A 25,143-nucleotide genomic window follows, 5' to 3' on the forward strand; every position below is an offset into this window, starting at 1 on the left:
TGACTTCGACGAGGCAACAATTGGACGGGTCGGCGACGACACTCGCCACCTCTCACTCTCGTCATGAGGAGGACCGCCCGGTCCGTTTCGAAGGATGGGCTGCAATCTTGAAAACAAGTGGCCCCTCCCTCGAAAAAGCGCATCCGCGCTTCCTCAGCATGAGGTTTCTATGTATGTAAACAACGCGTGTAATCGATTACAGCGCGCGGCACGATAGAACAGAAACAGTTTCAGGAGGAGCGATATGGCCATCGAAGGAAAAGACACCGTGCAGACGCGCCCGATCCGGCTCGGCATGGTCGGCGGCGGCAAGGATGCCTTTATCGGCGCCGTTCACCGAATTGCCGCGCGCATCGACGGCGCCTACGACCTGGTGGCGGGCGCCCTGTCTTCCACCCCGGAGAAAGCGCTTGAATCTGGCCGCGCGCTCGGCCTCAAGGAAGATCGCATCTATGGCTCCTTCGAGGAAATGGCCAAGCGTGAAGCCCGGCTGAAAGACGGCATAGAAGCCGTTGCCATCGTCACGCCGAACCACATGCACTATCCGGCGGCGAAGGAATTCCTGAAACGCGGGATCCATGTCATCTGCGACAAGCCTCTGACTTCAACCCTGGCCGATGCCAAGAAATTCGTGAAGGCTGCGGAAAGCTCCGATGCTCTCTTCTTCCTGACGCACAACTACACCGGTTATCCGATGGTTCGGCAGGCACGCGAGATGGTAGCCAGTGGCGACCTCGGCACGATCCGCGTCGTTCAGGTGGAGTATCCCCAGGACTGGCTGACGGTGGAACAGCACAACAAGCAGGCTGATTGGCGTACCGACCCGGCACGTACGGGTCTTGGCGGCTCCACGGGCGATATCGGCACTCATGCCTATAATCTTGCCTGCTTCATCACAGGCCAGTCGGCGGAAAGCCTTGCTGCAGACCTGCAGTCCTTCGTTCCGGGCCGTCAGGTGGATGACAACGGCCACGTGATGCTGCGCTACGCCAGCGGCGCGCGCGGCATGCTGTGGTGTTCGCAGGTGGCACCGGGCAACGAGAACAATCTCAAGATCCGGATCTATGGCGACAAGGCCGGGCTCGAGTGGCACCAGGAAGACCCGAACTATCTCCACTACACGCCTTTCGGAAAGCCGAAGCAACTGCTGACCCGGGGCGGTGCCGGCATGCTCGACAGCATCGCCTCGGCCACACGTGTGCCGCCAGGACATCCGGAAGGCTATCTGGAAGGCTTCGCCAACCTCTACAAGGACGCTGCCGACGCCATCCGTGCCCACCAGTCCGGCAAGGACGCCAGCTCTCTGGTTCCGGGAATCACGGACGGACTTGCCGGCGTGCGCTTTGTCGACGCCTGCGTCCGCTCTTCGGCGAAAAACGCTGCCTGGGTGAAGCTGGACGGATAGTCTTGCCTATCGTCGCATTTTACGAAGCCCGGGCTCTGCTGCCCGGGCTTTTGTCGTTTTCAGAGCACTCTCCCTTGAGAATGCAGGGCCACAGAACAACATCCTTGCCGCTCTCGGCAATTCCACACGGTGGTGTGTACCGTACCCTGGAATTTAACTTGGAACGGGAGGGCGAATGGCGGGCCTCACCCCTTCCTCGTCGCGCCATGGCTCAACCGTGGTTTCCATGCCCCTTCCTGACCTCTGTCACGCCTCCTGGAAATGGCTCCGCATCGGCGTGGATTGCCGGATCAGCCCCGAAAATGACGAAGGAAAGAGGCAATCCAGATCTCTATTTTTCTCATTATTACAGACACTTACCCATCCCATTCGCACCGCACAACGCTACTCGCTTTACAAAAGTAATAAAGTATTACTTAATGATTTTTGTGAGGAGAATATACCTTGTGGAGGAGACCCTATGAAACTCAAGGCAATGCTTATTGCCGGGGCAATGTCGTTTGTCCCGATGACCGCCATGGCTGCCGATCTGACCATCGGTTTTTCGCAGATCGGATCTGAATCCGGTTGGCGTGCAGCTGAAACAACTGTCACCAAGCAGGAAGCTGAAAAGCGCGGCATTGATCTGAAATTTGCCGATGCCCAGCAGAAGCAGGAAAACCAGATCAAGGCGATCCGGTCTTTCATCGCACAGGGTGTCGATGCGATCCTGCTCGCTCCTGTGGTTGCCACCGGTTGGGACGAAGTCCTGGAAGAAGCCAAGGATGCCGAGATCCCGGTCGTGCTGCTTGACCGGACTGTCGACGCACCGGAAGATCTTTACATGACCGCCGTCACGTCGGATCTGGTTCATGAAGGCAGCGTCGCCGGCCAGTGGCTGGTTGATGAAACTGCCGGCGAGAAGTGCGACATCGTCGAACTTCAGGGAACAACCGGTTCCAGCCCCGCCATCGACCGCAAGAAGGGCTTCGAGCAGGCGATTTCCGGCCATGACAATCTGAACATTGTCCGTAGCCAGACCGGCGACTTCACCCGCAGCCAGGGCAAGGTCGTCATGGAAAGCTTCCTGAAGGCTGTTGGCGGCGCCAACATCTGTGCCCTTTATGCCCACAACGACGACATGGCCGTCGGCGCCATCCAGGCGATCAAGGAAGCAGGGCTGAAGCCCGGCGAGGACATCAAGATCGTCTCGATCGACAGTGTTCCGGACATCCACCTGGCGATGGCAAACGGCGAAGCCAATGCCACGATCGAACTGACCCCGAACATGGCAGGCCCGGCGCTGGACGCGCTTGAAGCCTACCTTGCGGATGGCACGATGCCGCCGAAGTGGATCCAGACCGAGTCCAAACTCTACACGCTCAAAGATGATAACATGGCCATCTACGAGATGAAGAAAGACCTGGGATACTAAGAACGATCCCGATGCCGGGCGGCCTGCCGCCCGGCATCTCAAGGTTCAGGAAGTCCGACTTCGGGGGAAGCCGATACATGGCGAGCGTAACCGACCCTGTGCTCGAATGCCGGGGCATATCCAAATTCTTTCCGGGGGCCATAGCGCTGGATGCAGTGGACCTGACCCTTTATCCGGGTGAAGTGCATGCGCTGCTCGGCGAAAACGGGGCCGGAAAATCCACCCTGATCAAATGCCTGACCGGTGCCTATCGGCGCGATGCCGGCACCATCCTCCTGAACAGTCAGGAAATCTCGCCCAACAGCACTCAGGACAGCCAGAAACTGGGTATCGGCACCGTCTACCAGGAAGTGAATCTGCTGCCGAACCTGACTGTTGCGGAGAACCTTTTTCTCGGCCGCCAACCGATGTGGCACGGGTTCATTTCCCAGCGCAAGATGATGAAGATGGCGCGGGATCTGCTTGCCGAATTCGGCCTCTCCGTCAATCCGGCCGAACCGCTGTCGGCCTATTCCGTCGCCGTACAACAGGTGGTCGCGATTGCCCGTGCCGTCGAGCTTTCCGGCAAGGTTCTGATCCTTGACGAACCGACAGCCAGCCTCGACCGGGATGAGGTCGACCTTGTTTTTTCCGTCATTGAAAAACTGAAGGCGCGTGGTCTCGCCATTGTCTTCATCACGCATTTCCTCGACCAGGTGTTCGAGATCTCCGACCGTGCAACGGTGCTGAGAAACGGCCGTGTGGTTGGCACCCGTCTGCTTGCAGATGCAACCCAGACCGAGATCGTGACGCTGATGCTCGGCCGGCAGCTGGAAGATCGCATTCACGACCGCGCCCCGTCGGCAACCGGTGACACATTGATAGAGCTGACGAACTTCGGCAAACGCGGCATGATCACGCCGTTTGACCTGACCGTGCGCAAGGGCGAAGTCGTCGGACTTGCCGGGCTTCTGGGGTCCGGACGTACGGAAACTGCCGAAATCATCTTTGGCGCCGTGCAGGCTGACCAGGGCGAAGCGCTGCTGGAAGGCAAGAAAGTCACCATCAAGAACCCGCGTGAGGCCGTCGCGCACCGGTTTGCGCTCTGTCCGGAAGACCGGAAGAGCGACGGTATCGTCGGCGATCTTTCCGTGCGGGAGAATATCATTCTGGCTCTGCAGGCCCGACAGGGCTGGTTCCGGCCACTACCGAAGGCAAAGGTCAACGAACTGGCGGAAGCCTATGTGAAGGCCCTCGACATTCGCCTCGCCAGTCTGGACATGCCTATCCGCCTGCTTTCTGGCGGTAATCAGCAGAAGGCACTGCTGGCAAGATGGCTGGCGACCAATCCGGCCTTCCTCATCCTGGATGAACCGACACGCGGCATTGATGTCGGCGCCCACGCGGAAATCATCGCCCTTATCGAGAAACTGCGCGAAGACGGCATGGCGCTTCTTGTGGCCTCGTCCGAGCTGGAAGAACTCGTCGCCTATTCCACCCGGGTGATCGTGCTGCGTGACCGGCGTCAGGTATGCGAACTTGCCGGTGACGACATCACGACTTCCAACATTGTCGCGGCCATTGCCGACGAACCCATGGCGGAGGCTGTTTGATGACCGCACATGTTCACAACACCCTTCGGCGGATCACCCCGCAGCTGATCATCCTGGCTGCCGTTTTGATGTTGAACTTCATGGTATTCCCGGATTTCTTCCGGATAGAATTCCAGAACGGTCGCCTCTTCGGCAATCTGATTGACGTGCTCAATCGTGGCGCACCGACCGCCCTTCTGTGCATCGGCATGACACTGGTCATCGCGACCAGAGGCATCGATCTGTCGGTTGGCGCCGTCATGGCAATTGCCGGTGCGGTTGCCGCTTCCCTTGCCGTGGATGGGCATGGCTGGCACGTCGCCCTTACCGGTGCGCTTGCCGTCGGTGCGATCTGCGGCCTGTGGAACGGCGTGCTGGTTGCTGTCCTGCGCATTCAGCCGATCGTCGCAACTCTTGTGCTGATGGTCGCCGGCCGGGGCATTGCGCAGCTGGTGACGGAGGGAACAATCCTGACCTTCCTGGATCCTGGCCTCATCCACCTAGGCGCCGGCACGATCCTGGGCATTCCGACCCCGATCCTGATCTGGATCGGGCTCGGGCTCGCGGTTGCGGCAGTGGTTCGCAAGACAGCGCTTGGCATGCTGATCGAGGCAATCGGCATCAACGAGAGCTCCTCGCGCCTTGCGGGCATCAACAGCCGCGTACTGATCATCTCGGTCTATCTGATTTCCGGTGTCTGCGCGGCACTGGCCGGCGTTATCGTCGCGGCGGATATCAAGGGGGCAGATGCCAACAATGCCGGTCTCTGGCTCGAACTTGATGCCATCCTGGCGGTGGTGATTGGTGGCAACTCGCTGCTTGGCGGGCGTTTCTCGATCATGGCGTCGCTGCTCGGAGCCCTGATCATCCAGTCGGTCAATTCGGTGATCCTGCTGTCCGGCATGCCGCCTGAATTCAACCTGGTCATCAAGGCACTGATCATCATCGCGATCCTGGTCATCCAGTCTCCGACCGTGAAACACGCGCTTTACATCTTGCGGGCTTCCGCGGAGCCCCAGCCGTCCGACCCCATCAAGGAAGCGAAAGAAAGCCCGCAATGATCCGCTCCACTCATCTGCCGCTTCTGATCACCATCGCGACTTTCGTGCTGGCCTATACGCTGTGCGCGTCGCAATACCCGGCGATGCTGTCGACACGGGTCGTCGCGAACCTTCTGACAGACAACGCCTTTCTTGGAATAGCCGCCGTCGGCATGACCTTCGTGATCCTTTCGGGGGGCATCGATCTTTCGGTCGGCTCGGTGATCGCCTTTACCGGCGTCTTTCTGGCTGTGATCCTGAGGGATACCTCGATCCATCCGCTGGTCGCCTTTGTCCTGGTACTGGCGATCACCATTTCCTTCGGCGCGGCGATGGGGGCGATGATCCACTATCTGGAGATGCCGCCCTTCATCGTCACGCTGGCAGGCATGTTCCTGGCCCGCGGCGCGGCCTATGTACTGTCGACCGACAGCGTGCCGATTACCCACGAGTTCTACGACACACTGCAGTCGCTTTACTGGAAGGCTCCGGGCGGCGGACGTTTCCGGCTCACCGGCATGATCATGCTGCTGACCTTCCTCGTCGGCATCGTCGTCGCCCACCGCACCCGCTTCGGCCAGAATGTCTATGCACTTGGCGGCGGGCTGTCGACGGCCCGGCTGATGGGCGTTCCCCTGGCAAGGACCACCATCGGCATATACGCCACGTCAGGCGGCCTTGCCGGACTTGCCGGGATCATCTTCTCTCTCTACACGTCCGCCGGCTATTCACTGGCGACGGTCGGGGTCGAACTCGACGCCATCGCGGCGGTGGTGATCGGCGGCACATTGCTGACCGGCGGCACTGGTTTTGTCGCAGGCACATTCTTTGGCATTTTGATCATGGGGTTGATACAAACCTTTATCGTGTTCGACGGAACGCTTTCGAGCTGGTGGACAAAGATCGTGATCGGCGGTTTGCTCTTCGGCTTCATCTTGCTTCAGAAGGGACTCACTTGGGCAACGACACTGCGCAGAAAACCAGCGACAGAGTTCGCCGCGCAATCATGACCTTCGTCGCCACCGGCGGGTTGGGAAGCCAGATCGGAAACCATACCGATCAGGTTGTCGAGCAACTGGGAAGAGCCATCGTTGCAGGTGAGTATCCGCCGGAAACGATGATCCCCCTGGACCCGGACATTTCGGAAATGTTCGACGTCTCGCGCACGGTGGTGCGGGAAGCGAAGAAGACGCTGATCGCAAAAGGCCTGATCCAGTCGAAAGCCAAGGTTGGAACCCATGTCCGGCCCGCATCCGAATGGAACATGTTCGATCCGGACGTCCTGCGCTGGCACGCCGCGCTCAACAACCAGCGTCCGTTTCTGGAAGACCTGTTCGAGATACGCCTGATCTTCGAACCGGCGGCGGCAGGCAGCGCCGCCAAGCGCGCAACCGATGCGGAATGCGTGACCCTGTCCAAACTCTGCGACAACCTTGCCACCGGCAAGGACAGGGCTGCCGTGGCCGTGGCCGATCTGGAGTTTCACAAGATGATCCTGAAGCTCTCCGGCAATCGCTTCCTGCAGTCACTTGGAGATCTCGTTCAGGCCGCGCTCTATTCCCTCTTCATTGCCGAGGCCAACGAGCGCAACGACCAGGAAACCTACGAGTTCGTCGAGCGTCACCGCGCCATCGTCACGGCCATCAAGGCCGGAGACGCGAAAGCCGCTCATGACGCCATGGTCGCCGTCATCCTGGCCGGCCGGAAGATCGAACTGAATATCTGAGGCTTCAAACTTGAAAAAACGCCTCATCCTGAGGAGCGCACTTGTGCGCGTCTCGAAGGATGGGCCACTTGTTCAGAGCAAGGTGCCCATCCTTCGAGACGGACCTGAAGGTCCTCCTCAGGATGAGGTCGTCATTTGATCGCCCACCCGGCTCAGCTGGCCGGCAGCAGGTCGTCCGGCAGGTTCTGGTAGCAGACCGGGCGCAGGAAGCGCCGGATAGCCATCGTGCCGACGGAGGTGGCACCGAAGTTGGTCGATGCCGGGTAAGGCCCGCCGTGAACCATGCTGTCGGCAACTTCCACACCGGTCGGGAAGCCATTTGCAAGCACGCGGCCTGCCTTGCGCTCCAGCACCGGCATCAGCTTGCGGGCAAGGTCCTTGTCGCCTTCATCCATCTGCAACGTGCAGGTGAGCTGGCCTTCCAGGCCCTTGGCGATTTCCAGAAGCTGTGCTTCATCCTTCACGCGGACCACGATGCCGAGCGGGCCGAAGACTTCCTCGCCCAGTTCCTCGTTGGCCAGCCAGTTGTCGCCGGTTGTCTCGAAGACGTAAGGTGCGGCTTCACGGGTCTCGCAGGACGTGCCGATCAATTCGCGGACACCGCTGGAAGCGGCAACCCGCTTGGAACCGGACCGGTAGGCGGCCGCAATTCCGTCTGTCAGCATGGTCTGCTTGCCAATGCCGCCGAGGGCTTCTGCTGCTGTCGCAACGAAGGCGTCCGCATCCGGACCTTCGAGCACCAGGATAACGCCCGGGTTGGTGCAGAACTGGCCAGCACCCATTGTCAGCGATCCGGCCCAGCCCTTTGCAATTGCCTCGCCGCGAGCGGAGAGCGCCGCCGGCAGCAGGAACATCGGGTTGACCGAACCAAGTTCACCAAAGAACGGGATCGGCACCGGGCGCTGTGCGCACATGTCGAACAAGGCACGGCCGCCACGCAGGGAGCCAGTGAAACCGACGGCGGTGATCAGCGGGTGCTGAACAAGCGCCTGGCCAACCTCGAAACCATTGCCCTGGATGAAGGAGAAGACACCCGGATGCAGGCCGCAGGACTTGATGGCTGCGGCGATCGCCTCGGCGACAATCTCACCGGTGCCCGGATGGGCCGGGTGGCCACGGACGACCACGGGGCAGCCCGCAGCCAGAGCCGATGCCGTATCACCGCCGGCGGTCGAGAATGCCAGCGGGAAGTTGGAAGCACCGAAGACCGCGACCGGCCCGATCGGGCGCTGGACCAGCTTCAGGTCCGGGCGCGGCAGAGGCTGGCGGTCCGGCAGGGCTTCGTCGTGACGCTTGTCGAGATAATCGCCTTTCAGAATATGCGAGGCAAACAGGCGCAACTGGCCGGTGGTGCGACCACGCTCGCCCTGAAGACGCGCTTCCGGCAAACCGGTTTCGGACGTGCCGATCTCGGTGATGGCGTCCGCACGGGCTTCAATCTCCTCTGCAATGGCATTGAGGAATTTCGCCCGCTCTTCACTGCTGGAATAGCCATAGCTCCAGAAGGCTTCTTCCGCTGCGCGGCAGGCCGCGTCCACCTGGTCGGCGGTACCGACGGAAAAAGCGTGAGACGCGCCATGCGCCGGTTCGGAGGTAAATGTTGCATCGCCGGCAACCCATTGCCCTGCAACAAGCTGCTTTCCGTGAGGCATAAAAGTCATGTCAAACCTTCTGGTTTTGAAGATGGATCAGAATTCGAACGGATCAGTGATGACGCGCCGCCCAAGAGAAAAGGCGTCGCACACATGGATCATCGGCGAGAGATCGACGTCGCTCGTGCCCGATTTCACCAGATCCGCCATACGGACGTAGAGGTTGGCATATTCATGGTTCGTCCCCTGTATAACGGGCTCACCGTCGATTTCCAGCTTCTCACCGCCAAGTGACAGCTTTGCGGCGCCCCGGTCGGTTTCAACGTCGATGTCCCATGTCTGGGGCCCTTCCTGACGCCAGTCGAAATCGGCGGACATTTCCGCGCCAACCGGATCTGCGAAGGTCAGCCCGGCGGCAATCGGCGTTGCCCGGTTCGCCGGAAACTCCAGCGTCGCACCGGTGAGGTGAACCGGATAAGGAAGAACCTCGGTCAGGATCGAGAGCGCATTGATACCTGGGTCGAAGACCCCCATGCCACCCGGCTCCCAGATCCATTCCTGGCCGGGATGCCAACGGCGAACATCTTCCTTCCAGGTGATCTTGAGCCGTTTCAACGTGCGTTCGGCAAGGAATGCCTTCAGCGCCGGTACGCTATCTGCGTAGCGAGAGTGCCAGGTGGCGAACAACGTCACCCCGTGTTGCCTTGCAAGTGCCTCCAGCGCATAGCATTCGGCAAGGCTCTGACCCGGCGGCTTTTCCAGCATCACATGCTTGCCGGCCTTCAAGGCCTTGGCCGCATACTCGAACCGAGGTTGCGGTGGAATGGCGAGCGAGACCGTGGTGATGTCCGGCCGCTTTTCCAGAAGCTCGTCGATCGTCTGGAAATGATCGATCCCGTCAACGCCAGCGTGACGGCTGACGGCCGCCTCCAACTGCCAGTCCGGATTACCGGCAATTGCCGGAATGTGCTGATCGCGGGCAATCTTGCCGATGCCCACCAGCGCCAGTTTTTCTGCCATCAATGTGAATCCTTCGGCACGGCGGAACCGCGGCAGCCTTTCAGGAAGTCGAAATCGGCGCCGGTGTCGGCACCCTGAACGTGGTCATGGAACAGGCGGGCGTAGCCGCTGTCCGGAACATGGTGCGACGGCTTCCATGCTGCAAGCCGTGCGGACAATTCCTGTTCGGAAATGTCGAGATGGATTGTCCGGTTCGCAACATCCAGTTCGATCATGTCGCCGTCTTTCACAACAGCCAAAGGACCTCCGGCAGCAGCCTCCGGAGAGGTGTGCAGGACAACGGTGCCATAAGCCGTGCCGGACATGCGCGCATCCGAAATGCGGACCATGTCGGTAATGCCTTTCTTCAGCACCTTGGGCGGCAAGCCCATGTTGCCGACTTCCGACATGCCCGGGTACCCCTTGGGGCCGCAGTTCTTCAGCACCATGACGCAGGTCTCGTCGATGTCGAGGGCATCGTCGTTGATCTTGGCCTTGTAGTCGTCGATATCTTCAAAGACCACTGCCCTGCCCTTGTGCTGCATCAGATGCGGCGACGCGGCAGACGGTTTCAGGACAGCGCCATTGGGTGCAAGGTTGCCCTTCAGAACCGCGATACCACCCTGGCTGGTCAGCGCCTTTTCCGCCGGCAGGATGACATCCTCGTTCCAGTTCTTCACGTCCTTGACCTGGTCCCACATGGTCTCGCCGGAAACGGTGATGGCATCCTTGTTGAGCATGCCCGCCTCGCCGAGGCGCTTGATCACCACCGGCAGACCACCGGCATAGAAGAACTCTTCCATCAGGTATTTGCCGGACGGCATCAAGTTGACGATGGTCGGGATGTCCCGGCCTGCCTTGTCCCAATCATCGAGCGATAGGTCTATGCTGACACGGCCGGCGATGGCCAGCAGATGAATGACCGCATTCGTCGACCCGCCGATGGCACCATTGGTGCGGATGGCGTTCTCGAACGCTTCGCGGGTCAGGATATCGGACGGTTTCAGATCGTCCTTCACCATCTGCACGATCCGCCGGCCGGAGAGATGCGCGATCACCCGGCGGCGGCTGTCGACAGCCGGGATCGCCGCATTGCCGGACAGTGCCATGCCGAGCGCCTCGGCCATAGAGGCCATGGTGGATGCCGTGCCCATGGTGTTGCAGCTGCCAGGGGACCGGCTCATGGCGGCCTCGGCTTCCAGAAACTCCTCCTGGGTCATTTCCCCAGCCTTCACCGCCTCTGAGAATTTCCAGAGGTGCGTGCCGGAGCCGACCCGTTCGCCCTGGAACCAGCCATTCAGCATCGGGCCGCCGGTGACGACAATTGCCGGAATATCGACAGAGGCTGCGCCCATCAGCAAAGAGGGCGTGGTCTTGTCGCAGCCAACCAGCAAGACGACGCCATCCAGCGGCGTGCCCCGGATCGCTTCTTCCACATCCATGCTGGCAAGATTGCGGAACATCATTGCCGTTGGACGCAGCGTGCTCTCGCCGGTCGAGAACACCGGGAACTCCACCGGAAAGCCGCCGGCCTCGTAGATCCCGTGTTTGACGCGCTCCGCCAGATCGCGCAGATGCGCGTTGCAGGGCGTGAGCTGGGACCAGGTGTTGCAGATGCCAATAACCGGGCGACCATCGAAGAGGTCGTCCGGCAGACCCTGGTTCTTCATCCAGCTGCGGTGATAGATGTGGTCACGGCTGGTGCCGCCGAACCATTCGGTCGACCGCAGTTTGCGCGGCCATTTCGCCGGTTTGAATGCCATGATCTAAAGAACCTTTACTTGAGCCGCCCCGGCTTCCGCAGCCTTGAAAGCCAAGCGGTTTTTCAGGGGAACGCCGAACCCCGGCGCGGAAATCTCGACCTCGTCCCCTTCCCGGCAGCCAATGCCATCGGCGAAGGAAAGCGTTGCCGTGCCGAACATGTGCACGTGCAGATCGCCCGGCTGGCGGAAAACGTCATACTTGAAATGATGGTGTTCCAGGTTCGCCAGCGTGTGGGACATGTTGCCTTCGCCCGACAGGAATGGCTTTTCCCAAAGCACTGCGCCGTCACGGTAGATCCGGCTGGTGCCTTCAACCTTCTCCGGAAGCGGACCGACCATCAGTTCCGGCCCGAAGGAGGCCGGACGCAGTTTGGAATGTGCCAGGTACAGATAGTTCTGGCGTTCCATTACGTGATCGGAGAACTCGTTGGCGAGCGCGAAGCCGACGCGGAAAGGTGTTCCGTCTTCGGCAATAACATATACCCCGGCGATTTCCGGTTCCTCGCCGCCATCCTCGCAGAAACCGGGACTGACAAGATCACCGCCCGGCGCCACCGCGCAGGACCCGTTGCCCTTGTAGAACCATTCCGGCTGGACGCCGACATGGCCCGGCTGCGGCCGACCGCCTTCAAGGCCGAGCTGGAACATCTTCATGCTGTCCGTGACGTTGGCATCGTCGTTCTTCGCCTTGGCGTGCATGGCATCACGAGTTGCCGCGGACCCCAGGTGCGTCAGCCCCGTGCCTGTCAGATGCATATGGGCTGCGTCCGGGTGGTCGATCGGCAGCAGCAACCGGCCTTCCGAGGCCAGCTGTTCCAGGTCGACCGCCGCACCGAGTTCATGTCCTCGGATACATTCGGTCAGGCTCTGGCCTTTTGCGATGGCTTCCTGAACCAGCTCGTAGGTGGAGGCAACTCCCTTCAGGACAGAAGCTTCGCTGCCATTGCGGACGACCACGGCACGTTTGCCGGCATCATCCAGGATCTGGGAAATCAGCATAGCGTTACCCCTGCTTGTTCTTGTTGTAGACGTCGAAAATTACGGCTGCGAGCAGCACGAGGCCCTTGATCATCTGCTGGTAGTCGATACCGATGCCCATGATCGACATGCCGTTGTTCAGCACGCCCATGAGGAAAGCTCCGACAACCGCGCCAATGATGGTGCCGACCCCGCCTGACATGGACGCCCCGCCGATGAAGACGGCCGCAATCACGTCCAGTTCCAATGCGAAGCCGGCCTTGGGCGTTGCGGTGTTGAGACGTGCAGCGAATACGAGACCCGCGGCAGCAGCCAGAACACCCATGTTGGTGAAGGCCAGGAAGGTCAGTCGTTCGGTCTTGATACCGGACAGTTTGGCAGCCTTCTGGTTGCCGCCAAGTGCGTAGATCCGGCGGCCGACCGTCGTCGTTTCGGTGATGAAGGCATAGATGATCGTCAGGACGCCCATGGTGATGAGGACATTCGGCAGGCCGCGGAACAGGGACAGCTTGAACATCACGAACACCAGAGCGGCAGCAATGATCACGTTGCGGGCGATGAAGAAGCTCGTCGGCTCATCCTCGATGCCGTAGGCCTTGTTCTGTGCCCGCTGGCGCATGCCGATCCAGACCACAAGGGCTGCGGCTACGACACCGGTTGCGAGCGCAAGAACATTGACCTTGCGAGCACCGAAGAGATCCGCCAGTGCCTCCCCCATGCCGGCCGGAAACATGTCCGGTACGAACCCGGTGGCAATGATCTGGAATTCCTTCGGGAACGGACCCACCGACTGACCTTCGAGAAGCCAGAGCGACAAGCCGCGGAAGACCAGCATACCTGCCAGCGTCACGATGAAGGACGGTATTTTCCAATAGGCGACCCAATACCCCTGGGCCGCGCCGATCAGTCCGCCGATGGCCAGGCAGACGATCATCGTGATGTACGGCGATTGGCCGTAGTTGACGATCATGACCGCGGCGAGCGCCCCGATGAAGCCCATCACCGAGCCGACCGACAGGTCGATGTTGCCCGAGACGATGACGATCAGCATGCCGAGCGCCATGATGATGATGTAGGAGTTCTGCAGCAGCAGGTTGGTGATGTTTACTGCACGCAGCAGCGTGCCGTCGGTAACCACCTCGAAGAAGGCCATCACCGCAATCAGCGCGAACAGCAGTCCGTATTGCCGCAAATGCGAGGAGATATACTCGCCGATGCCCTTGGTCTTCACGACCGGCGTCGCATTGGTGTCGCTATCAGCCAGTTCCATGGGTTTTTCTCTCACTCGTTGACAATGAGCGACATGATGCGCTCCTGGCTCGCATCGCCGGCGGCAAGTTCACCGACGAGAGCCCCTTCGTTCATGACGTAGACCCGGTCGCACATGCCGAGCAGTTCCGGCATTTCCGACGAGATCATGACCACGCCTTTGCCCTGCGCGGCGAGGTCGTTGATGATGGTGTAGATTTCATATTTGGCGCCAACGTCGATGCCGCGGGTCGGCTCGTCCAGGATCAGCACTTCCGGCGCGGTGAACAGCCATTTGGCCAGCACCACCTTCTGCTGATTGCCTCCGGAAAGGTTGACCGTTTTCTGGAACACCGACGGCGTACGGATCGCCAGCGCTTCCCGATATCTCTCGGCGACGCGGGTTTCCTCGTTGCGCTTGAGGATGGGCCCGGAAGAAACGCCGTTCAGGTTGGCAAGCGTCGTGTTGAACCGGATCGTCTCGTCCAGAACCAGCCCGAGGGCCTTGCGGTCTTCGGTGACGTAGGAGATGCCCGCTGCAATTGCCCGGTCCACGGTGCTGACATCAATCGGCTGGCCCTTGAGCTTCACCGATCCGCTGATGTTACGGCCATAGGACCGGCCGAAGATGGACATGGCCAGTTCGGTCCGGCCCGATCCCATCAGCCCGGCAATGCCGACGACCTCGCCAGCCCGAACATTGAAGGAAGCGTTCTTGATCACGCGCCGTTCGGAATGCTCGGGATGCCAGACGGACCAGTCCGTGACTTCCATCAGGACATCGCCCGGTGTCCGGCTGTGCTCCGGGAACCGATGTGTCATGTCCCGGCCGACCATGTCGCGGACGATATCGTCCTCGCTCAGGCCTGCCTTGGCGTCGAGGTTCGACACGGTCATGCCGTCACGGATCACCGTAACGCTGTCCGCGACATATCGGACTTCGTTGAGCTTGTGCGAGATGATGATGCTGGTGACGCCCTGCGCCTTGAGTTCCAGCATGAGATCAAGCAGCTTGCGGCTGTCGTTTTCCTGCAGCGCCGCCGTCGGTTCGTCCAGGATCAACAGCTTGACGTCCTTCGACAGGGCCTTGGCGATTTCGACAAGCTGTTGCTTGCCAACGCCGATGGAGTCGACCTTGGTCGTCGGGGGCTCCGAGAGACCGACCTTGGCGAGCAGTTCTTCTGTCCGCTGGTTGGTTTTCCGCCAGTCGATCACGCCCTTGCTGGCGCATTCGTTGCCCAGGAAGATGTTTTCGGCAATCGAAAGCTGCGGCACCAGGGCAAGTTCCTGGTGAATGATGATGATGCCCTGCTTTTCACTGTCCGATATGCCGGAGAACCGGGCCGGTTCACCTTCAAAAACAATCTCGCCGTCATATTGACCGTGCGGATAGACGCCGGACAGAACCTTCATCAGTGTGGATTTGCCTGCGCCATTCTCGCCGACGACGGCGTGAATTTCGCCCTTCTGGACATCCAGATTGACCCGGTCCAGCGCCTTCACGCCGGGAAAGGTCTTGCTGATGTTCTGCATGGAAAGGAGTGCCATCGACCCCGTTCTCCGAATTCCGAGGAAAGACCCGCCCACCGAGCCGGACAATCAGGGTCCGGGTCCATTCCGCTCTCCCAGGACTGCGAGGAAGAGCGGAATTGCCGTGTCGATGGGTGGTAAGTGCTGCCGGATCAACGGAAGATCAATCGGATGGGATCGATCCTCCTGAAGCTGATCACGTCCAAAGTGGCGGAGCATCCGGTGTGCGCTCGGTTGAACGCAGGATGCTCCGGGGTGTTGTCGTTCTTATTTGACCTGGTCTGCAGTGTAGTAACCGCTTCCGATCAGGATCTCTTCCCAGTTGCTGGCGTCGACGGAAACCGGCTCCAGCAGGTAGGACGGAACAACCTTCACACCGTTGTCGTAGGTGGTGGTGTCGTTGATTTCCGGCTCGCCGCCACCCAGCAGGGCATCAACCATGCCGACAGTGACGCGGGCAAGTTCACGGGTATCCTTGAAAACGGTCGAGTACTGCTCGCCGGCCAGGATCGACTTCACGGACGGGACTTCGGCGTCCTGACCGGTGACGATCGGCATCTTCAGATCGCCGGAACCGTAGCCGACACCCTTGAGAGAAGACAGGATGCCGATGGACAGGCCGTCATACGGGCTGAGAGCGCCGTGCAGCTGCTTGTCGGTGTAGTGAGCGGACAACAGGTTATCCATGCGAGACTGCGCAACTGCACCGTCCCAACGCAGCGTACCGACGGTGTCCATGCCCATCTGGCCGGACTGGATGACGATCGTGCCATCGTCGATCAGCGGCTGCAGAACGGACATCGCACCGTCGTAGAAGAAGTAGGCGTTGTTATCGTCCGGAGAACCGCCAAAGAGTTCGACATTGTAGGGGCCGTCGCCGAACCGCTCTTTCAAGCCGTTCACGAGAGACGTTGCCTGCTGCACGCCGACCTTGAAGTTGTCGAAAGTCGCGTAATAGTCGACGTCGCCGCTGTCACGGATCAGGCGGTCGTAGGCGATGACCTTGATGCCGGATGCGGCCGCATTTTCAAGAGCATTGGAAAGCGTGGTGCCGTCGATGGCTGCGATCACCAGAACGTCCACACCCTTGGTGATCATGTTTTCGATCTGGGCGAGCTGGTTCGGAATATCGTCTTCTGCGTACTGCAGGTCTGCTTCATAGCCGGCTTCGGTGAACTGCTCGACCATGGAATTGCCGTCGGAGATCCAGCGTGCCGAGGATTTCGTCGGCATGGCGATGCCGATGGAGCCTTTGTCCTGGGCCATTGCTGCGCCGGTCAGCGCCACGCCGGACATAAGGGTTGCTGCTGCCGCTACCGCGACAAGCGCCTTGGAAACAAATTTCATATCGTCCTCCCGGACCGGATCCCAGCCGGCCCAATTCAGTCACAGGCATTCACGGGTTGATGCCGGGGAGTACAAAATGGAAAAGTAACATGACGGTCAAATTATTATTCATTATCATTACATACCTTAATTGATATGAAATAATGGAAATCGGCCATGAGCTTGGACTTGCTGCGGCGGGGAATGAAAATCTCCCACTTGCGATTGCTCGCGGAGCTTGCAAAACACACTCGCCTCACCGACGCAGCAAGCGCTCTCGGCATGTCGCAACCGGCCGCTTCGCGTCTGATTTCCGAAGTTGAGCGCGTGGCGGAAGCCGACATTTACGTGCGATCGGGCCGCGGAATCGAGTTGACCGACATCGGCCACAAACTGGCCGAACGCTGTGTGCGCATCCTGCAGGAGTTTGCCGATGCGGGACGCGATATCGAACAGCACAAGTCCGGCCAGAGCGGGCACGTCAGCATCGGGTCGGTGACGGGCCCTGCAATCGAATATGTCCTGCCCGCAATACGTCACGTGCGCCTCAGCTACCCGGATATTTCCATTTCGGTGGAAGTCGGTCCCAGTCTCGATCTGGCACCGATGCTGGAGGACGGGCGGCTCGACTTTTCCCTCAGCCGCGTGCCGGTGGATGAAGATCCGGACCTGTTCGAGGAACGCCCTCTCCTGCGCGAACCTGCCTGCCTTGTCGCCCGGACGGATCATCCGCTGACCCGCCTCGCAGCACCTGTACCTGCAGAAGCCCTATTGGGTTTTGACTGGGTCCTTCCTCCTGTTGGCGCCCCGATCCGCACCACGACGGAACAGGCATTGCGCGACAAGGGGCTTGGACTGCCCACCAAGGTGCTGACGACGTCTTCGTTCCTGTTCACGGTTACGACTGTGCAGCGTACCAACGCGATTGCCGCTGTCGCCCAATCGGTTGCCTCAAGCTTTGCAGAAAATGCAGACGGAAGTCCGGGCACGATCACGGCCCTTGAAAGCGATCTCACCTTGTCGGTTGAGACCTATTCCTTCCTGACCCGAAAAGGCCAGGTTCTGACGCCTGTCGCCCGGATCGTGGCACGCGAAGTCCTGCGGGCAATCACGGGCGAAACGATACTCGCGTGATTGCAAGTCGCAAGCCGAAGCGATGCAACGTCTTGAAAAAATTGACAAACTGTAGAGGGAGAGTGGTGCCCAGAGCCGGAATCGAACCAGCGACACGCGGATTTTCAATCCGCTGCTCTACCAACTGAGCTATCTGGGCGTGCCTTGCAAGTGGTCCGGGGCGAGCCCCGTTCGCTGAAAGCCCGGTCCTTATAGAGGCTCCCTGAAACCTTGTCCAGCACCCCGGCAAAGTTTTTTGCCGAACGGCCTCACCTCATCTGTTGAAAACTTTCAGCCCCACTAACCTTCTGAAAAACAATATCTTTCCCAAACCTGACCAAAATCGTTTCGTACTGTGTCACATATATCTGGGCTTCCGTCGCAACAAGGCACGTGGTCGGAGGCTCTCTGACCCACAGTCAAGTCATCACCTCTATGCTGCGGTACGCACCCGCCCCCCCCAAATACTGACGTGCAAACGAAAGAAGCGCGCCACGGATGGCGCGCCTCTGACAGTCATCAACGATCCTGTCGATCTTATTTCACGGTAATCCGGTCGTCCGTGTAGGCTGAGTAACCGTTCTTGCCTGCAAGATACTCGGAAACCACATCGGCCAGGTCCGGTCCGAAGTCATAGGCGTTCATGCCGTTGGTCGCGAAGATCTTGTAGCCGTCGCCGCCACCGCGCATGTAGTTGTTGGACACCACGCCATAGACCTTTTCCGAATCCAGCGGAACGTAGCTGTCGCCTTCCATCACCATGACATCGGAGATCCGCTCCCCGGCAGGTTTGGTCTTGTCGAAGGAATACTTAAGACCGGCCACTTGCGGGAAACGGCCCGCGCCCTCTTCCACCTGGCTGACACCGTTTTCTAGAGCCGCGATCACATCGGACCCCTTCAGTTCGAAAGTGGACAGCGTGTTCTGGAACGGCAGCACCGTCAGGACTTCGCCCTTGGTGATCTCACCGGCGTCGATGGAGGCACGCAGACCACCGCCGTTCTGGATGGCGATCTGGACACCCTGGCCCTTGACGCGATCAAGCATGGCATCTGCGACCAGGATCCCCATTTCGCAAGCCTGGGCCCGGCAGACTTCCCGGTCGGCGCCGATGGGAGCATCGGCCTGGGCAACGACTTCCTTGCGGATTTCGTCGAGCGGTTCCGCGAGTTCCTTGATGCGGGAAACAAGTTCCGGATTTTCGACGATGGTGTTGTCGATAATGATCGGCTCACCGGCAGCTTCCGTGATGACGCCATTGTCGTCAAAGGTCACGTTCAGTTCGCCCAGGAACTTGCCGTAGGCGTAGGCCTGAACGACGGCCGTCGGCGTTCCATCCGGACCGTCGATCATGGTCGGATACGGGCCTTCGGCATCGTCCGACGTGTTGGACAGGTAAGTGTTGGAGTGGCCGCCGACAATCACGTCGATGCCAGGTGCCTTGGCAGCAACTTCCTTGTCGACGTTATAGCCGGAGTGGCTGAGGACGATGATCTTGTTGACGCCTTCGGCAGCAAGTTTCTCCGCTTCGCGGGTTACGGCCGCAACCGGATCGGTGAAGGAAATATTCGCGCCGGGGCTGGCCAGTTCATCCGTGTCCTCCGGCGTCAGGCCGATCAGGCCGATCTTCTCACCGCCGCGTTCGATGACGATCGAAGGCTTCAGCACGTCGGCAAGCTGAGGCTCCTTCGACACATCCGCGTTGGACATCAGGACCGGAAACTCCACCGCATCCATGAAGCCGCGCAGGACTTCAGGTCCATCATCAAATTCATGGTTGCCGACGGTCATTCCGTCGTAGCCGAGCTTGTTCATGAACTCGGCGGCAGCCTTGCCCTTGTAATAGGTATAGAACAGCGTGCCCTGGAACTGGTCACCACCGTCGACGAGGATCGTGTTGTTGCTGGCCGCGCGGCGATCTTTGATGATCGTGTCGAGGCGCGCCGTGCCACCGAAGCATTTGCCTTCTGCATTGTCCTCTTCACCGCAGGTCGAATCGTACTTGTTGATCGGCTCGATGCGGCTGTGGAAGTCGTTGGTATGCAAGATTGTCAGCGAATAATCGGCATAGGCTGCCGTCGACAGTGCCGTGGTCACGGACAGCACTGCGGCGCTCAGAAAACGTTTTTTCATCGGACCCTCGCCCTTGGATAGGTTGGTTATGCCGTATCAGGAACGAGACGCCTGACGCCGGCTTCCCGGTGTTCTTAAAAACCCCGTACGCCCCTCAACAAAAGGCATCAACCCTACCGGACAAAACCGGAATTCAGGGCGTCAGGATCGCCGGTATAAAAAGATCTTGGTGCAGTTTTATGACAGCTGCAAGTGTTTGGCGGCATGAAACTGAAAAAAATTTTGCTGGATAAATATTTTTGCAGCGCTGCCTAAAAATAGCTCAATCCCGCCAACTCTGCCGAGCCAAGTTCCGTGGCAGCCGGCTGAACAGGCAAATGGCAAGGCTTCCCGAAAACTCCGGTGGCGGGCGGTTTTCGGGGACTTTTGAGAAGATTTTCGGGAAAGGAGCACTGAGGCGCCGAGTTCTGCCTGGAATACCGGCAAGGCCTTCGCGCCTGCTTCGCCGGCAAACGAACCGGCGGATCATATGGCCCGCCAGGGCCTGTCAGGAGCGGTCTTCGTCCGGGAAATTGCTCTCGTCGATATCGTCGGTCTCCACCACGGGTATGGTGTACCCCTCGGAGAACCAGCGGTTCAGATCGATCTTGGCGCAGCGATCCGAGCAGAACGGATAATCGTCCGGCGTCGACAATTTCGAGCAGATTGGACAGGGGCGCATGCGCCGTTCGGGTTTCTGGCTGTCGGCCATTTCACTCTCCGGATTTCTGCTTCGCGCCAACTGCTGAAAAGGCAGCCGGTGATGGATCATCGGCTTGCCGAACACGATCTCGACAGCTTCAGGCTGCCGCTGTCGCCCAGCCCTGATGCACAGGGTATCCGGCTGAACTCAGCAGGTTCGCGGTTTCCACCAGGGGCAGTCCGACCACCGCCGGGTAGGATCCGACCAGTTTTACGACAAAACTTCCCGCGAGCCCCTGAATGGCATATCCGCCTGCCTTGCCACGCCACTCGCCGGAGGAAATATAGTCGTCCATGTCCTTGCGAGTCAGGCGTTTGAACCGCACGCGGGTTTCGACAAGCTTGGAACGGACCTTGCCGTTTGCCTCTGCAACGGCCACCCCGGTGAACACCCGATGGCCACGGCCCGACAGGAGAGACAGGCACATGAGCGCCTGATCGGTCAGCTCCGCCTTGGGCAAGGCCCGGCGGCCGACCGCAACCACGGTATCGGCAGCCAGCACCACACTGTCCTGCATCGCTTCGGACGCATCGGCCATCTGACGAACGGCTTCAGCCTTTGCACGTGCAAGGCGCAGCGCAAGACTGCGCGGTGTTTCATGCTTCTTCGGCGTTTCGTCGATATCGGCCGGCAGGAGGTGATCCGGCTCCAGTCCGATCTGCTGCAGCAGCGCGAGGCGGCGCGGCGAGGCGGAGGCCAGGATCAACTGAGGGGCATTGGTCATCTAAGAGCGAGCCTTGCAGCCGGGGTCACCTTGAAGGATCCGCTTACTTGAAGCGGTAGGTGATCCGCCCCTTGGTAAGATCATACGGGGTCATTTCTACAAGAACCTTGTCGCCCGCCAGTACGCGGATACGGTTCTTGCGCATACGCCCTGCCGTGTGGGCAATAATTTCGTGATCATTTTCCAGTTTTACGCGGAACGTCGCGTTCGGCAACAGTTCTGTTACGACGCCCGGAAACTCCAGAGCTTCTTCTTTGGCCATTTGATATCCTGAATAAAGCGGGCCCTGCCCGCGGGTGCCGGGGAAACTAACGGATTAGCGGCAGAAAGTGAACCTTTCTTTCCACCGCTATGCAAAGAAACTGCCAGATCCTATGCATCACTGCCTGCGATCGCCATTTCCTGCCGGATTTACGCCGGAAAACCCGGCATTTTCCTGCTGTTCACGCCACTCATCTTCAAGAATTGCGTAATAGAACTCTTCATCCCAGCCACCCTTGAACAGGGCATGCTCGCGAAAATGGGCCTCCCTGCGCATACCCAGGCGCTCCATCACTCCCCAGGACGCATTGTTGCGGGCGTCGCAGCTGGCGAAGATGCGGTGCAGTCCCAGATCCTCGAACCCCATGCGCAGCAGCGCGCGGCCAGCCTCCGTGGCAAAGCCCCTGCCCTGATATTGGGGATTCAACGTGAACCCGATGGTGCCCTGGCGCGCCTCCACGTTCGTCACCCTCAACGAAACGTCACCGATGACACCACCGTCCTTCCGTTCCTCTACCGCTAACGCCAGTGTCCCTTCACCATCCAGGCACTTCATGTCCGCCCATTTGGTCAGTTTCGACCGGATTTCCTCCAGGCTCCGTGGTTCCCAGAACTGGAAACGAGCAACCTCCGGCAGAGACTGGTAGGCATGGAGTGCCACCGCATCGCCTGGCTCCATGGGACGCAGTACCAGCCGGTCCGTCAGGACCTGCGACGTGATTTCGAATTTCATCTTGTTCCTTCAGGTTCAGCCGCTTGGCGGCGGCGCCCAGTCCAGGCGCTTCTTGATGCGCATCATGAGCTGATCGCGCACTGCCCGGTACTCGCCCAGGATCTGCTCCCGGCTGCCGGTGGCAAGGGTCGGATCGAGTGTCGGCCAGTATTCGACTTCGACCGATTCCGTTCTCGTCATGTCGAGCGCCTTGTGGTGTGCCTCGGGAGCGAGAGTGACCACAAGATCGAACCCGGATTCGTCCAGATCCTCGAATGTCTTCGGCGTGTGCCGGCTCATGTCGACGCCTATTTCGGCCATGACCGCGTCCACGAACGGGTCAACCTTGCCGGAACGGACACCGGCGGAACGCACATAAATCTGGCCGGGAAAGAGTTTGGCCGTCAGAGCCTCGGCCATGGGCGAGCGTACGGAATTCATTCCGCAGGCAAAAAGCACCGCAGTCGGACGCATGCCCGGCCCGGCCATATCCGTCAGCCCTTCCAGTGCAAGGCGTAAACGAGGGTAAACAGCCGTCGTGCCGTCTGCATGTCGACTTCTATCTTCCCTTCCAGCCGCTCCATCAAAATGGCAGAGCCTTCGTTGTGCACCCCGCGCCGCCCCATGTCGATCGCCTCGATCTGGCTCGGTGTCGCGTGGCGGATAGCCTCGTAATAGCTTTCGCAGATCAGGTCGTAGTCCTTGACGATCTTGCGCAGCGGAGACAGTGACAAAACATGAGTGACGACTTCCTTGTCGTCATCGGTCCTGATCCGGAAAACCAGCTTCTTTTCGATTACCGACAGGTTGAGAACATAGCTCGCAGGCGGATGCCCGACGGGCTGAAACGCGTTTTCCTCAATCAGGTCGTAGATCGCAACAGCACGGTCATGCTCCACTTCCGGTGTGGACCGGGCGATAGAGGCTTCGTCCAAAACCACATCAACCAGCTTTCCGCCGGTTTGTTGCGGTTCGGGATCCGGGTGCGGTTCGCTCATCTGGTCGAAGCCTCTTCTTCAAATCGGGAGCTACAAATTCAGTCTGATGGAAACAGAGCGCGCGTGCGCCGACAACCCCTCTGATTCACCAAGAGCGATTGCCGCCGGCCCGAGCTGACGCAGATTATCCGCATTGCATTTCAGGATCGAGGTGCGTTTGACGAATTCCAGCACGCTCAGACCCGACGAAAAGCGAGCCGACCGCGCGGTCGGCAACACATGATTGGAGCCGCCGACATAGTCGCCAATGGCTTCAGGCGTATAATGGCCCAGGAACACGGCGCCTGCGTTGCGCACCTTCTTCAGCAGCGCTTCCGGATCGGCAACGGCAAGTTCCAGGTGTTCGGGAGCAATTCGGTTGGCTAGCGGCATTGCCGCCTCCAGATCGTCCACCAGGATGATTGCTCCGTAATCCTGCCAGCTGGCACGGGCAACATCTTCGCGCGGCAACGTTTTCAACTGCGCTTCGACCGCAGCTTCCACCTGATTCGCGAGGTCTTCGCTGTCGGTGATCAGGATTGACTGCGCAGCGGTATCGTGTTCGGCCTGTGCCAGCAGATCGGCAGCAAGCCAGTCGGCATTGTTGCCGCTGTCGGCCAGGATCAGCACTTCGGACGGGCCCGCGATCATGTCGATGCCGACAGTGCCGAAGACACGGCGCTTGGCAGCCGCCACAAAGGCATTGCCCGGACCGACGATCTTGGCGACCGGGGCAATGGTCTGCGTTCCATAGGCAAGAGCAGCAACGGCCTGTGCACCGCCAATACGGTAGATTTCCGTGACACCGGCAATTCTGGCGGCAGCCAGCACCAGCGGGTTCAATACCCCGTCCGGGCTCGGAACCACCATGACGATGCGTTCCACGCCCGCGACCTTGGCCGGCACGGCATTCATCAGAACCGAACTCGGGTAGCTCGCGGTACCACCGGGCACATAGATGCCGACAGCCTCGACTGCGGTCCAGAGCGAACCGAGTTCCACGCCGATGGGATCGGTATAGCGGTCGTCCTTCGGCATCTGGCGGGCATGGTGGGCGTGAATGCGGTCGTGGGCAAGCTGCAGGGCGTCCAGCGTCTCCTGCGGCACCTTTGCAAGCGCGGCATCAATTTCTGCGGCGGACACCGTCAGTTCGGCCATGCTCTCGGCCTGCAGCCGGTCGAACCTTGCCGTATAGTCGAGGACTGCCTTGTCGCCTTCCGTGCGAACACGCTCGAGTATGTCCCGCACGATCTGGTCGACATCCTCCGACACTTCCCGTTTGCCGGAAAGGAGAGCCTTGAACTGGTCTTCGAAGCGGGCGTCGTTGATGTTAAGGCGTAGAACCACGCAATTCTCCATCATGTGCGGTGCCGTGCACCGTCTGTCATTCCGTGCGGGCGGTCAGCTGAGGTCGTGTTGCGGCAGGTTCGGCGTGGACCATGCGGCGCCCAGGTCCGACAGTTGCGCCTCGATGCAGTCCACCTCGAGCGCAAGGCTGCCACCACCTGCAAAGGCGAGCTGGATCGTGCCGGCCGGCTCTTCGCCCGGCTCGAAGGTCACGGCGAGCAATTCCAGGACGGCACCCTTGGCCTTCTGGTTGATGTTCTGCGCCTTCATGCCCCTGACCTGCGCAAAGGCGAGAGCCGTGCGGCGGCGCTCATGTTCCTTCGATCGCTTGTCGGCTTCCTTGTCCCACACGAACCGGTTCAACACGAACACGGCCTTCTGCTCCTTCGGCAGATAGCGGATATCCGCGATGGTGATCACCGCGTCCTGCAGATGGGCGGAAAGAACCTGAAGGTCTTCCTGGTCAAGGGCGGCAAGTTTCAGCTGGTCCATTTGCTCTTGTTCTGATCCGGTCATGCGTTGTCTGGCAGGACGCATATAAGCGACTTTATGCCTGGTCCCAAGGCTGTTGCCTAATGGGGAATAACGGTTTTGGCAATCTC

The 25,143-nt window shown here is 59.9% G+C and carries 23 protein-coding genes and 1 tRNA gene; 7 read left to right on the forward strand and 17 right to left on the reverse strand.

Features of this window, described 5'->3' with window-relative positions:
• Positions 1-244 precede the first annotated feature (244 nt).
• From B0E33_RS03950 to B0E33_RS03975, 6 genes are all read left to right on the forward strand, one after another.
• Complete coding sequence (locus B0E33_RS03950; protein ID WP_022999993.1) at positions 245-1,405, forward strand: Gfo/Idh/MocA family protein; 1,161 nt, start codon at positions 245-247, stop codon at positions 1,403-1,405.
• 460 nt (positions 1,406-1,865) lie between these two features.
• Positions 1,866-2,819: a galactofuranose ABC transporter, galactofuranose-binding protein YtfQ gene (gene ytfQ / locus B0E33_RS03955; RefSeq protein WP_022999992.1), complete on the forward strand. Its 954-nt coding sequence runs from the start codon at positions 1,866-1,868 to the stop codon at positions 2,817-2,819.
• A gap of 77 nt (positions 2,820-2,896) precedes the next feature.
• The gene (locus tag B0E33_RS03960) at positions 2,897-4,411 is read left to right on the forward strand and encodes a sugar ABC transporter ATP-binding protein (RefSeq protein WP_075281237.1); all 1,515 of its coding nucleotides are present in this window, start codon (positions 2,897-2,899) and stop codon (positions 4,409-4,411) included.
• A complete protein-coding gene (locus B0E33_RS03965; protein ID WP_055658468.1) occupies positions 4,411-5,451 on the forward strand; it encodes an ABC transporter permease in 1,041 nt (346 codons plus the stop codon). Before B0E33_RS03960 ends, B0E33_RS03965 begins: the two co-directional genes overlap by 1 nt.
• Positions 5,451-6,440, forward strand: coding sequence for a galactofuranose ABC transporter, permease protein YjfF (yjfF, locus tag B0E33_RS03970; RefSeq protein WP_077293137.1), 990 nt, complete (start codon positions 5,451-5,453; stop codon positions 6,438-6,440). Before B0E33_RS03965 ends, yjfF begins: the two co-directional genes overlap by 1 nt.
• Positions 6,437-7,156, forward strand: coding sequence for a FadR/GntR family transcriptional regulator (locus B0E33_RS03975; protein ID WP_055658466.1), 720 nt, complete (start codon positions 6,437-6,439; stop codon positions 7,154-7,156). The genes yjfF and B0E33_RS03975 overlap by 4 nt, the downstream gene beginning before the upstream one ends.
• A gap of 152 nt (positions 7,157-7,308) precedes the next feature.
• On the opposite strand, the gene B0E33_RS03980 is transcribed toward B0E33_RS03975, so the two are convergent.
• The 7 genes from B0E33_RS03980 to chvE all read right to left on the reverse strand — a co-directional run bounded on the left by B0E33_RS03980 (position 7,309) and on the right by chvE (position 16,613).
• Positions 7,309-8,817: an aldehyde dehydrogenase (NADP(+)) gene (locus tag B0E33_RS03980; protein WP_077290483.1), complete on the reverse strand. Its 1,509-nt coding sequence runs from the start codon at positions 8,815-8,817 to the stop codon at positions 7,309-7,311.
• Positions 8,818-8,844: 27 nt separating this feature from the next.
• Positions 8,845-9,768 (reverse strand): Gfo/Idh/MocA family protein, encoded by a 924-nt coding sequence (locus tag B0E33_RS03985; RefSeq protein ID WP_077290484.1) that lies wholly within the window; start codon positions 9,766-9,768, stop codon positions 8,845-8,847.
• Complete coding sequence (araD, locus tag B0E33_RS03990) at positions 9,768-11,510, reverse strand: L-arabinonate dehydratase (protein WP_077290485.1); 1,743 nt, start codon at positions 11,508-11,510, stop codon at positions 9,768-9,770. The genes B0E33_RS03985 and araD overlap by 1 nt, the downstream gene beginning before the upstream one ends.
• Positions 11,511-11,513: 3 nt before the next feature.
• On the reverse strand, positions 11,514-12,509 hold the full coding sequence (gene araD1 / locus B0E33_RS03995; RefSeq protein ID WP_022999984.1) for an AraD1 family protein: 996 nt from the start codon (positions 12,507-12,509) through the stop codon (positions 11,514-11,516).
• A 4-nt stretch (positions 12,510-12,513) separates the two neighbouring features.
• Positions 12,514-13,758, reverse strand: coding sequence for a multiple monosaccharide ABC transporter permease (mmsB, locus tag B0E33_RS04000; protein ID WP_022999983.1), 1,245 nt, complete (start codon positions 13,756-13,758; stop codon positions 12,514-12,516).
• 11 nt (positions 13,759-13,769) lie between these two features.
• Complete coding sequence (gene mmsA / locus B0E33_RS04005; protein ID WP_055658457.1) at positions 13,770-15,284, reverse strand: multiple monosaccharide ABC transporter ATP-binding protein; 1,515 nt, start codon at positions 15,282-15,284, stop codon at positions 13,770-13,772.
• Between the two features lie 249 nt (positions 15,285-15,533).
• A complete protein-coding gene (chvE, locus tag B0E33_RS04010) occupies positions 15,534-16,613 on the reverse strand; it encodes a multiple monosaccharide ABC transporter substrate-binding protein (RefSeq protein WP_022999981.1) in 1,080 nt (359 codons plus the stop codon).
• A 156-nt stretch (positions 16,614-16,769) separates the two neighbouring features.
• Between chvE and B0E33_RS04015 the strand changes: the two genes are divergently transcribed.
• Complete coding sequence (locus B0E33_RS04015; RefSeq protein ID WP_035908189.1) at positions 16,770-17,726, forward strand: LysR substrate-binding domain-containing protein; 957 nt, start codon at positions 16,770-16,772, stop codon at positions 17,724-17,726.
• Between the two features lie 63 nt (positions 17,727-17,789).
• Here B0E33_RS04015 and B0E33_RS04020 read toward each other — a convergent pair.
• From B0E33_RS04020 to B0E33_RS04065, 10 genes are all read right to left on the reverse strand, one after another.
• Positions 17,790-17,865 (reverse strand) — tRNA-Phe (locus B0E33_RS04020).
• Between the two features lie 377 nt (positions 17,866-18,242).
• Entirely contained in the window at positions 18,243-19,838 is a 1,596-nt protein-coding gene (locus tag B0E33_RS04025) for a bifunctional metallophosphatase/5'-nucleotidase (RefSeq protein ID WP_077290486.1), read from the reverse strand.
• Between the two features lie 487 nt (positions 19,839-20,325).
• A complete protein-coding gene (yacG, locus tag B0E33_RS04030; protein WP_062491813.1) occupies positions 20,326-20,529 on the reverse strand; it encodes a DNA gyrase inhibitor YacG in 204 nt (67 codons plus the stop codon).
• An 88-nt stretch (positions 20,530-20,617) separates the two neighbouring features.
• Positions 20,618-21,244: a Maf-like protein gene (locus B0E33_RS04035; RefSeq protein ID WP_006939342.1), complete on the reverse strand. Its 627-nt coding sequence runs from the start codon at positions 21,242-21,244 to the stop codon at positions 20,618-20,620.
• A 43-nt stretch (positions 21,245-21,287) separates the two neighbouring features.
• Positions 21,288-21,506: a translation initiation factor IF-1 gene (infA, locus tag B0E33_RS04040; protein WP_006939340.1), complete on the reverse strand. Its 219-nt coding sequence runs from the start codon at positions 21,504-21,506 to the stop codon at positions 21,288-21,290.
• A gap of 117 nt (positions 21,507-21,623) precedes the next feature.
• The gene (locus B0E33_RS04045; RefSeq protein WP_062489658.1) at positions 21,624-22,238 is read right to left on the reverse strand and encodes a GNAT family N-acetyltransferase; all 615 of its coding nucleotides are present in this window, start codon (positions 22,236-22,238) and stop codon (positions 21,624-21,626) included.
• A gap of 15 nt (positions 22,239-22,253) precedes the next feature.
• Complete coding sequence (locus tag B0E33_RS04050) at positions 22,254-22,706, reverse strand: arsenate-mycothiol transferase ArsC (RefSeq protein WP_022999902.1); 453 nt, start codon at positions 22,704-22,706, stop codon at positions 22,254-22,256.
• 5 nt (positions 22,707-22,711) lie between these two features.
• Entirely contained in the window at positions 22,712-23,215 is a 504-nt protein-coding gene (locus B0E33_RS04055) for a UPF0262 family protein (RefSeq protein ID WP_022999901.1), read from the reverse strand.
• Between the two features lie 30 nt (positions 23,216-23,245).
• Positions 23,246-24,553: a histidinol dehydrogenase gene (gene hisD, locus B0E33_RS04060; protein ID WP_077293138.1), complete on the reverse strand. Its 1,308-nt coding sequence runs from the start codon at positions 24,551-24,553 to the stop codon at positions 23,246-23,248.
• Positions 24,554-24,595: 42 nt separating this feature from the next.
• On the reverse strand, positions 24,596-25,033 hold the full coding sequence (locus tag B0E33_RS04065; RefSeq protein ID WP_077290487.1) for a DUF2948 family protein: 438 nt from the start codon (positions 25,031-25,033) through the stop codon (positions 24,596-24,598).
• Between the last annotated feature and the right edge of the window lie 110 nt (positions 25,034-25,143).

The sequence above is a fragment of the Roseibium algicola genome (assembly GCF_001999245.1).
GTDB lineage: Bacteria > Pseudomonadota > Alphaproteobacteria > Rhizobiales > Stappiaceae > Roseibium > Roseibium algicola.

Coding starts and splice junctions, on each gene's coding strand:
- B0E33_RS03950 (WP_022999993.1), top strand. CDS start 245: ATGGCCATCGAAGGAAAAGACACCGTGCAGACGCGCCCGATCCGGCTC.
- ytfQ (WP_022999992.1), top strand. CDS start 1,866: ATGAAACTCAAGGCAATGCTTATTGCCGGGGCAATGTCGTTTGTCCCG.
- B0E33_RS03960 (WP_075281237.1), top strand. CDS start 2,897: ATGGCGAGCGTAACCGACCCTGTGCTCGAATGCCGGGGCATATCCAAA.
- B0E33_RS03965 (WP_055658468.1), top strand. CDS start 4,411: ATGACCGCACATGTTCACAACACCCTTCGGCGGATCACCCCGCAGCTG.
- B0E33_RS03975 (WP_055658466.1), top strand. CDS start 6,437: ATGACCTTCGTCGCCACCGGCGGGTTGGGAAGCCAGATCGGAAACCAT.
- B0E33_RS03980 (WP_077290483.1), bottom strand. CDS start 8,817: ATGACTTTTATGCCTCACGGAAAGCAGCTTGTTGCAGGGCAATGGGTT.
- B0E33_RS03985 (WP_077290484.1), bottom strand. CDS start 9,768: ATGGCAGAAAAACTGGCGCTGGTGGGCATCGGCAAGATTGCCCGCGAT.
- araD (WP_077290485.1), bottom strand. CDS start 11,510: ATGGCATTCAAACCGGCGAAATGGCCGCGCAAACTGCGGTCGACCGAA.
- araD1 (WP_022999984.1), bottom strand. CDS start 12,509: ATGCTGATTTCCCAGATCCTGGATGATGCCGGCAAACGTGCCGTGGTC.
- mmsB (WP_022999983.1), bottom strand. CDS start 13,758: ATGGAACTGGCTGATAGCGACACCAATGCGACGCCGGTCGTGAAGACC.
- mmsA (WP_055658457.1), bottom strand. CDS start 15,284: ATGGCACTCCTTTCCATGCAGAACATCAGCAAGACCTTTCCCGGCGTG.
- chvE (WP_022999981.1), bottom strand. CDS start 16,613: ATGAAATTTGTTTCCAAGGCGCTTGTCGCGGTAGCGGCAGCAGCAACC.
- B0E33_RS04015 (WP_035908189.1), top strand. CDS start 16,770: ATGAGCTTGGACTTGCTGCGGCGGGGAATGAAAATCTCCCACTTGCGA.
- B0E33_RS04025 (WP_077290486.1), bottom strand. CDS start 19,838: ATGAAAAAACGTTTTCTGAGCGCCGCAGTGCTGTCCGTGACCACGGCA.
- yacG (WP_062491813.1), bottom strand. CDS start 20,529: ATGGCCGACAGCCAGAAACCCGAACGGCGCATGCGCCCCTGTCCAATC.
- B0E33_RS04035 (WP_006939342.1), bottom strand. CDS start 21,244: ATGACCAATGCCCCTCAGTTGATCCTGGCCTCCGCCTCGCCGCGCCGC.
- infA (WP_006939340.1), bottom strand. CDS start 21,506: ATGGCCAAAGAAGAAGCTCTGGAGTTTCCGGGCGTCGTAACAGAACTG.
- B0E33_RS04045 (WP_062489658.1), bottom strand. CDS start 22,238: ATGAAATTCGAAATCACGTCGCAGGTCCTGACGGACCGGCTGGTACTG.
- B0E33_RS04050 (WP_022999902.1), bottom strand. CDS start 22,706: ATGGCCGGGCCGGGCATGCGTCCGACTGCGGTGCTTTTTGCCTGCGGA.
- B0E33_RS04055 (WP_022999901.1), bottom strand. CDS start 23,215: ATGAGCGAACCGCACCCGGATCCCGAACCGCAACAAACCGGCGGAAAG.
- hisD (WP_077293138.1), bottom strand. CDS start 24,553: ATGGAGAATTGCGTGGTTCTACGCCTTAACATCAACGACGCCCGCTTC.
- B0E33_RS04065 (WP_077290487.1), bottom strand. CDS start 25,033: ATGGACCAGCTGAAACTTGCCGCCCTTGACCAGGAAGACCTTCAGGTT.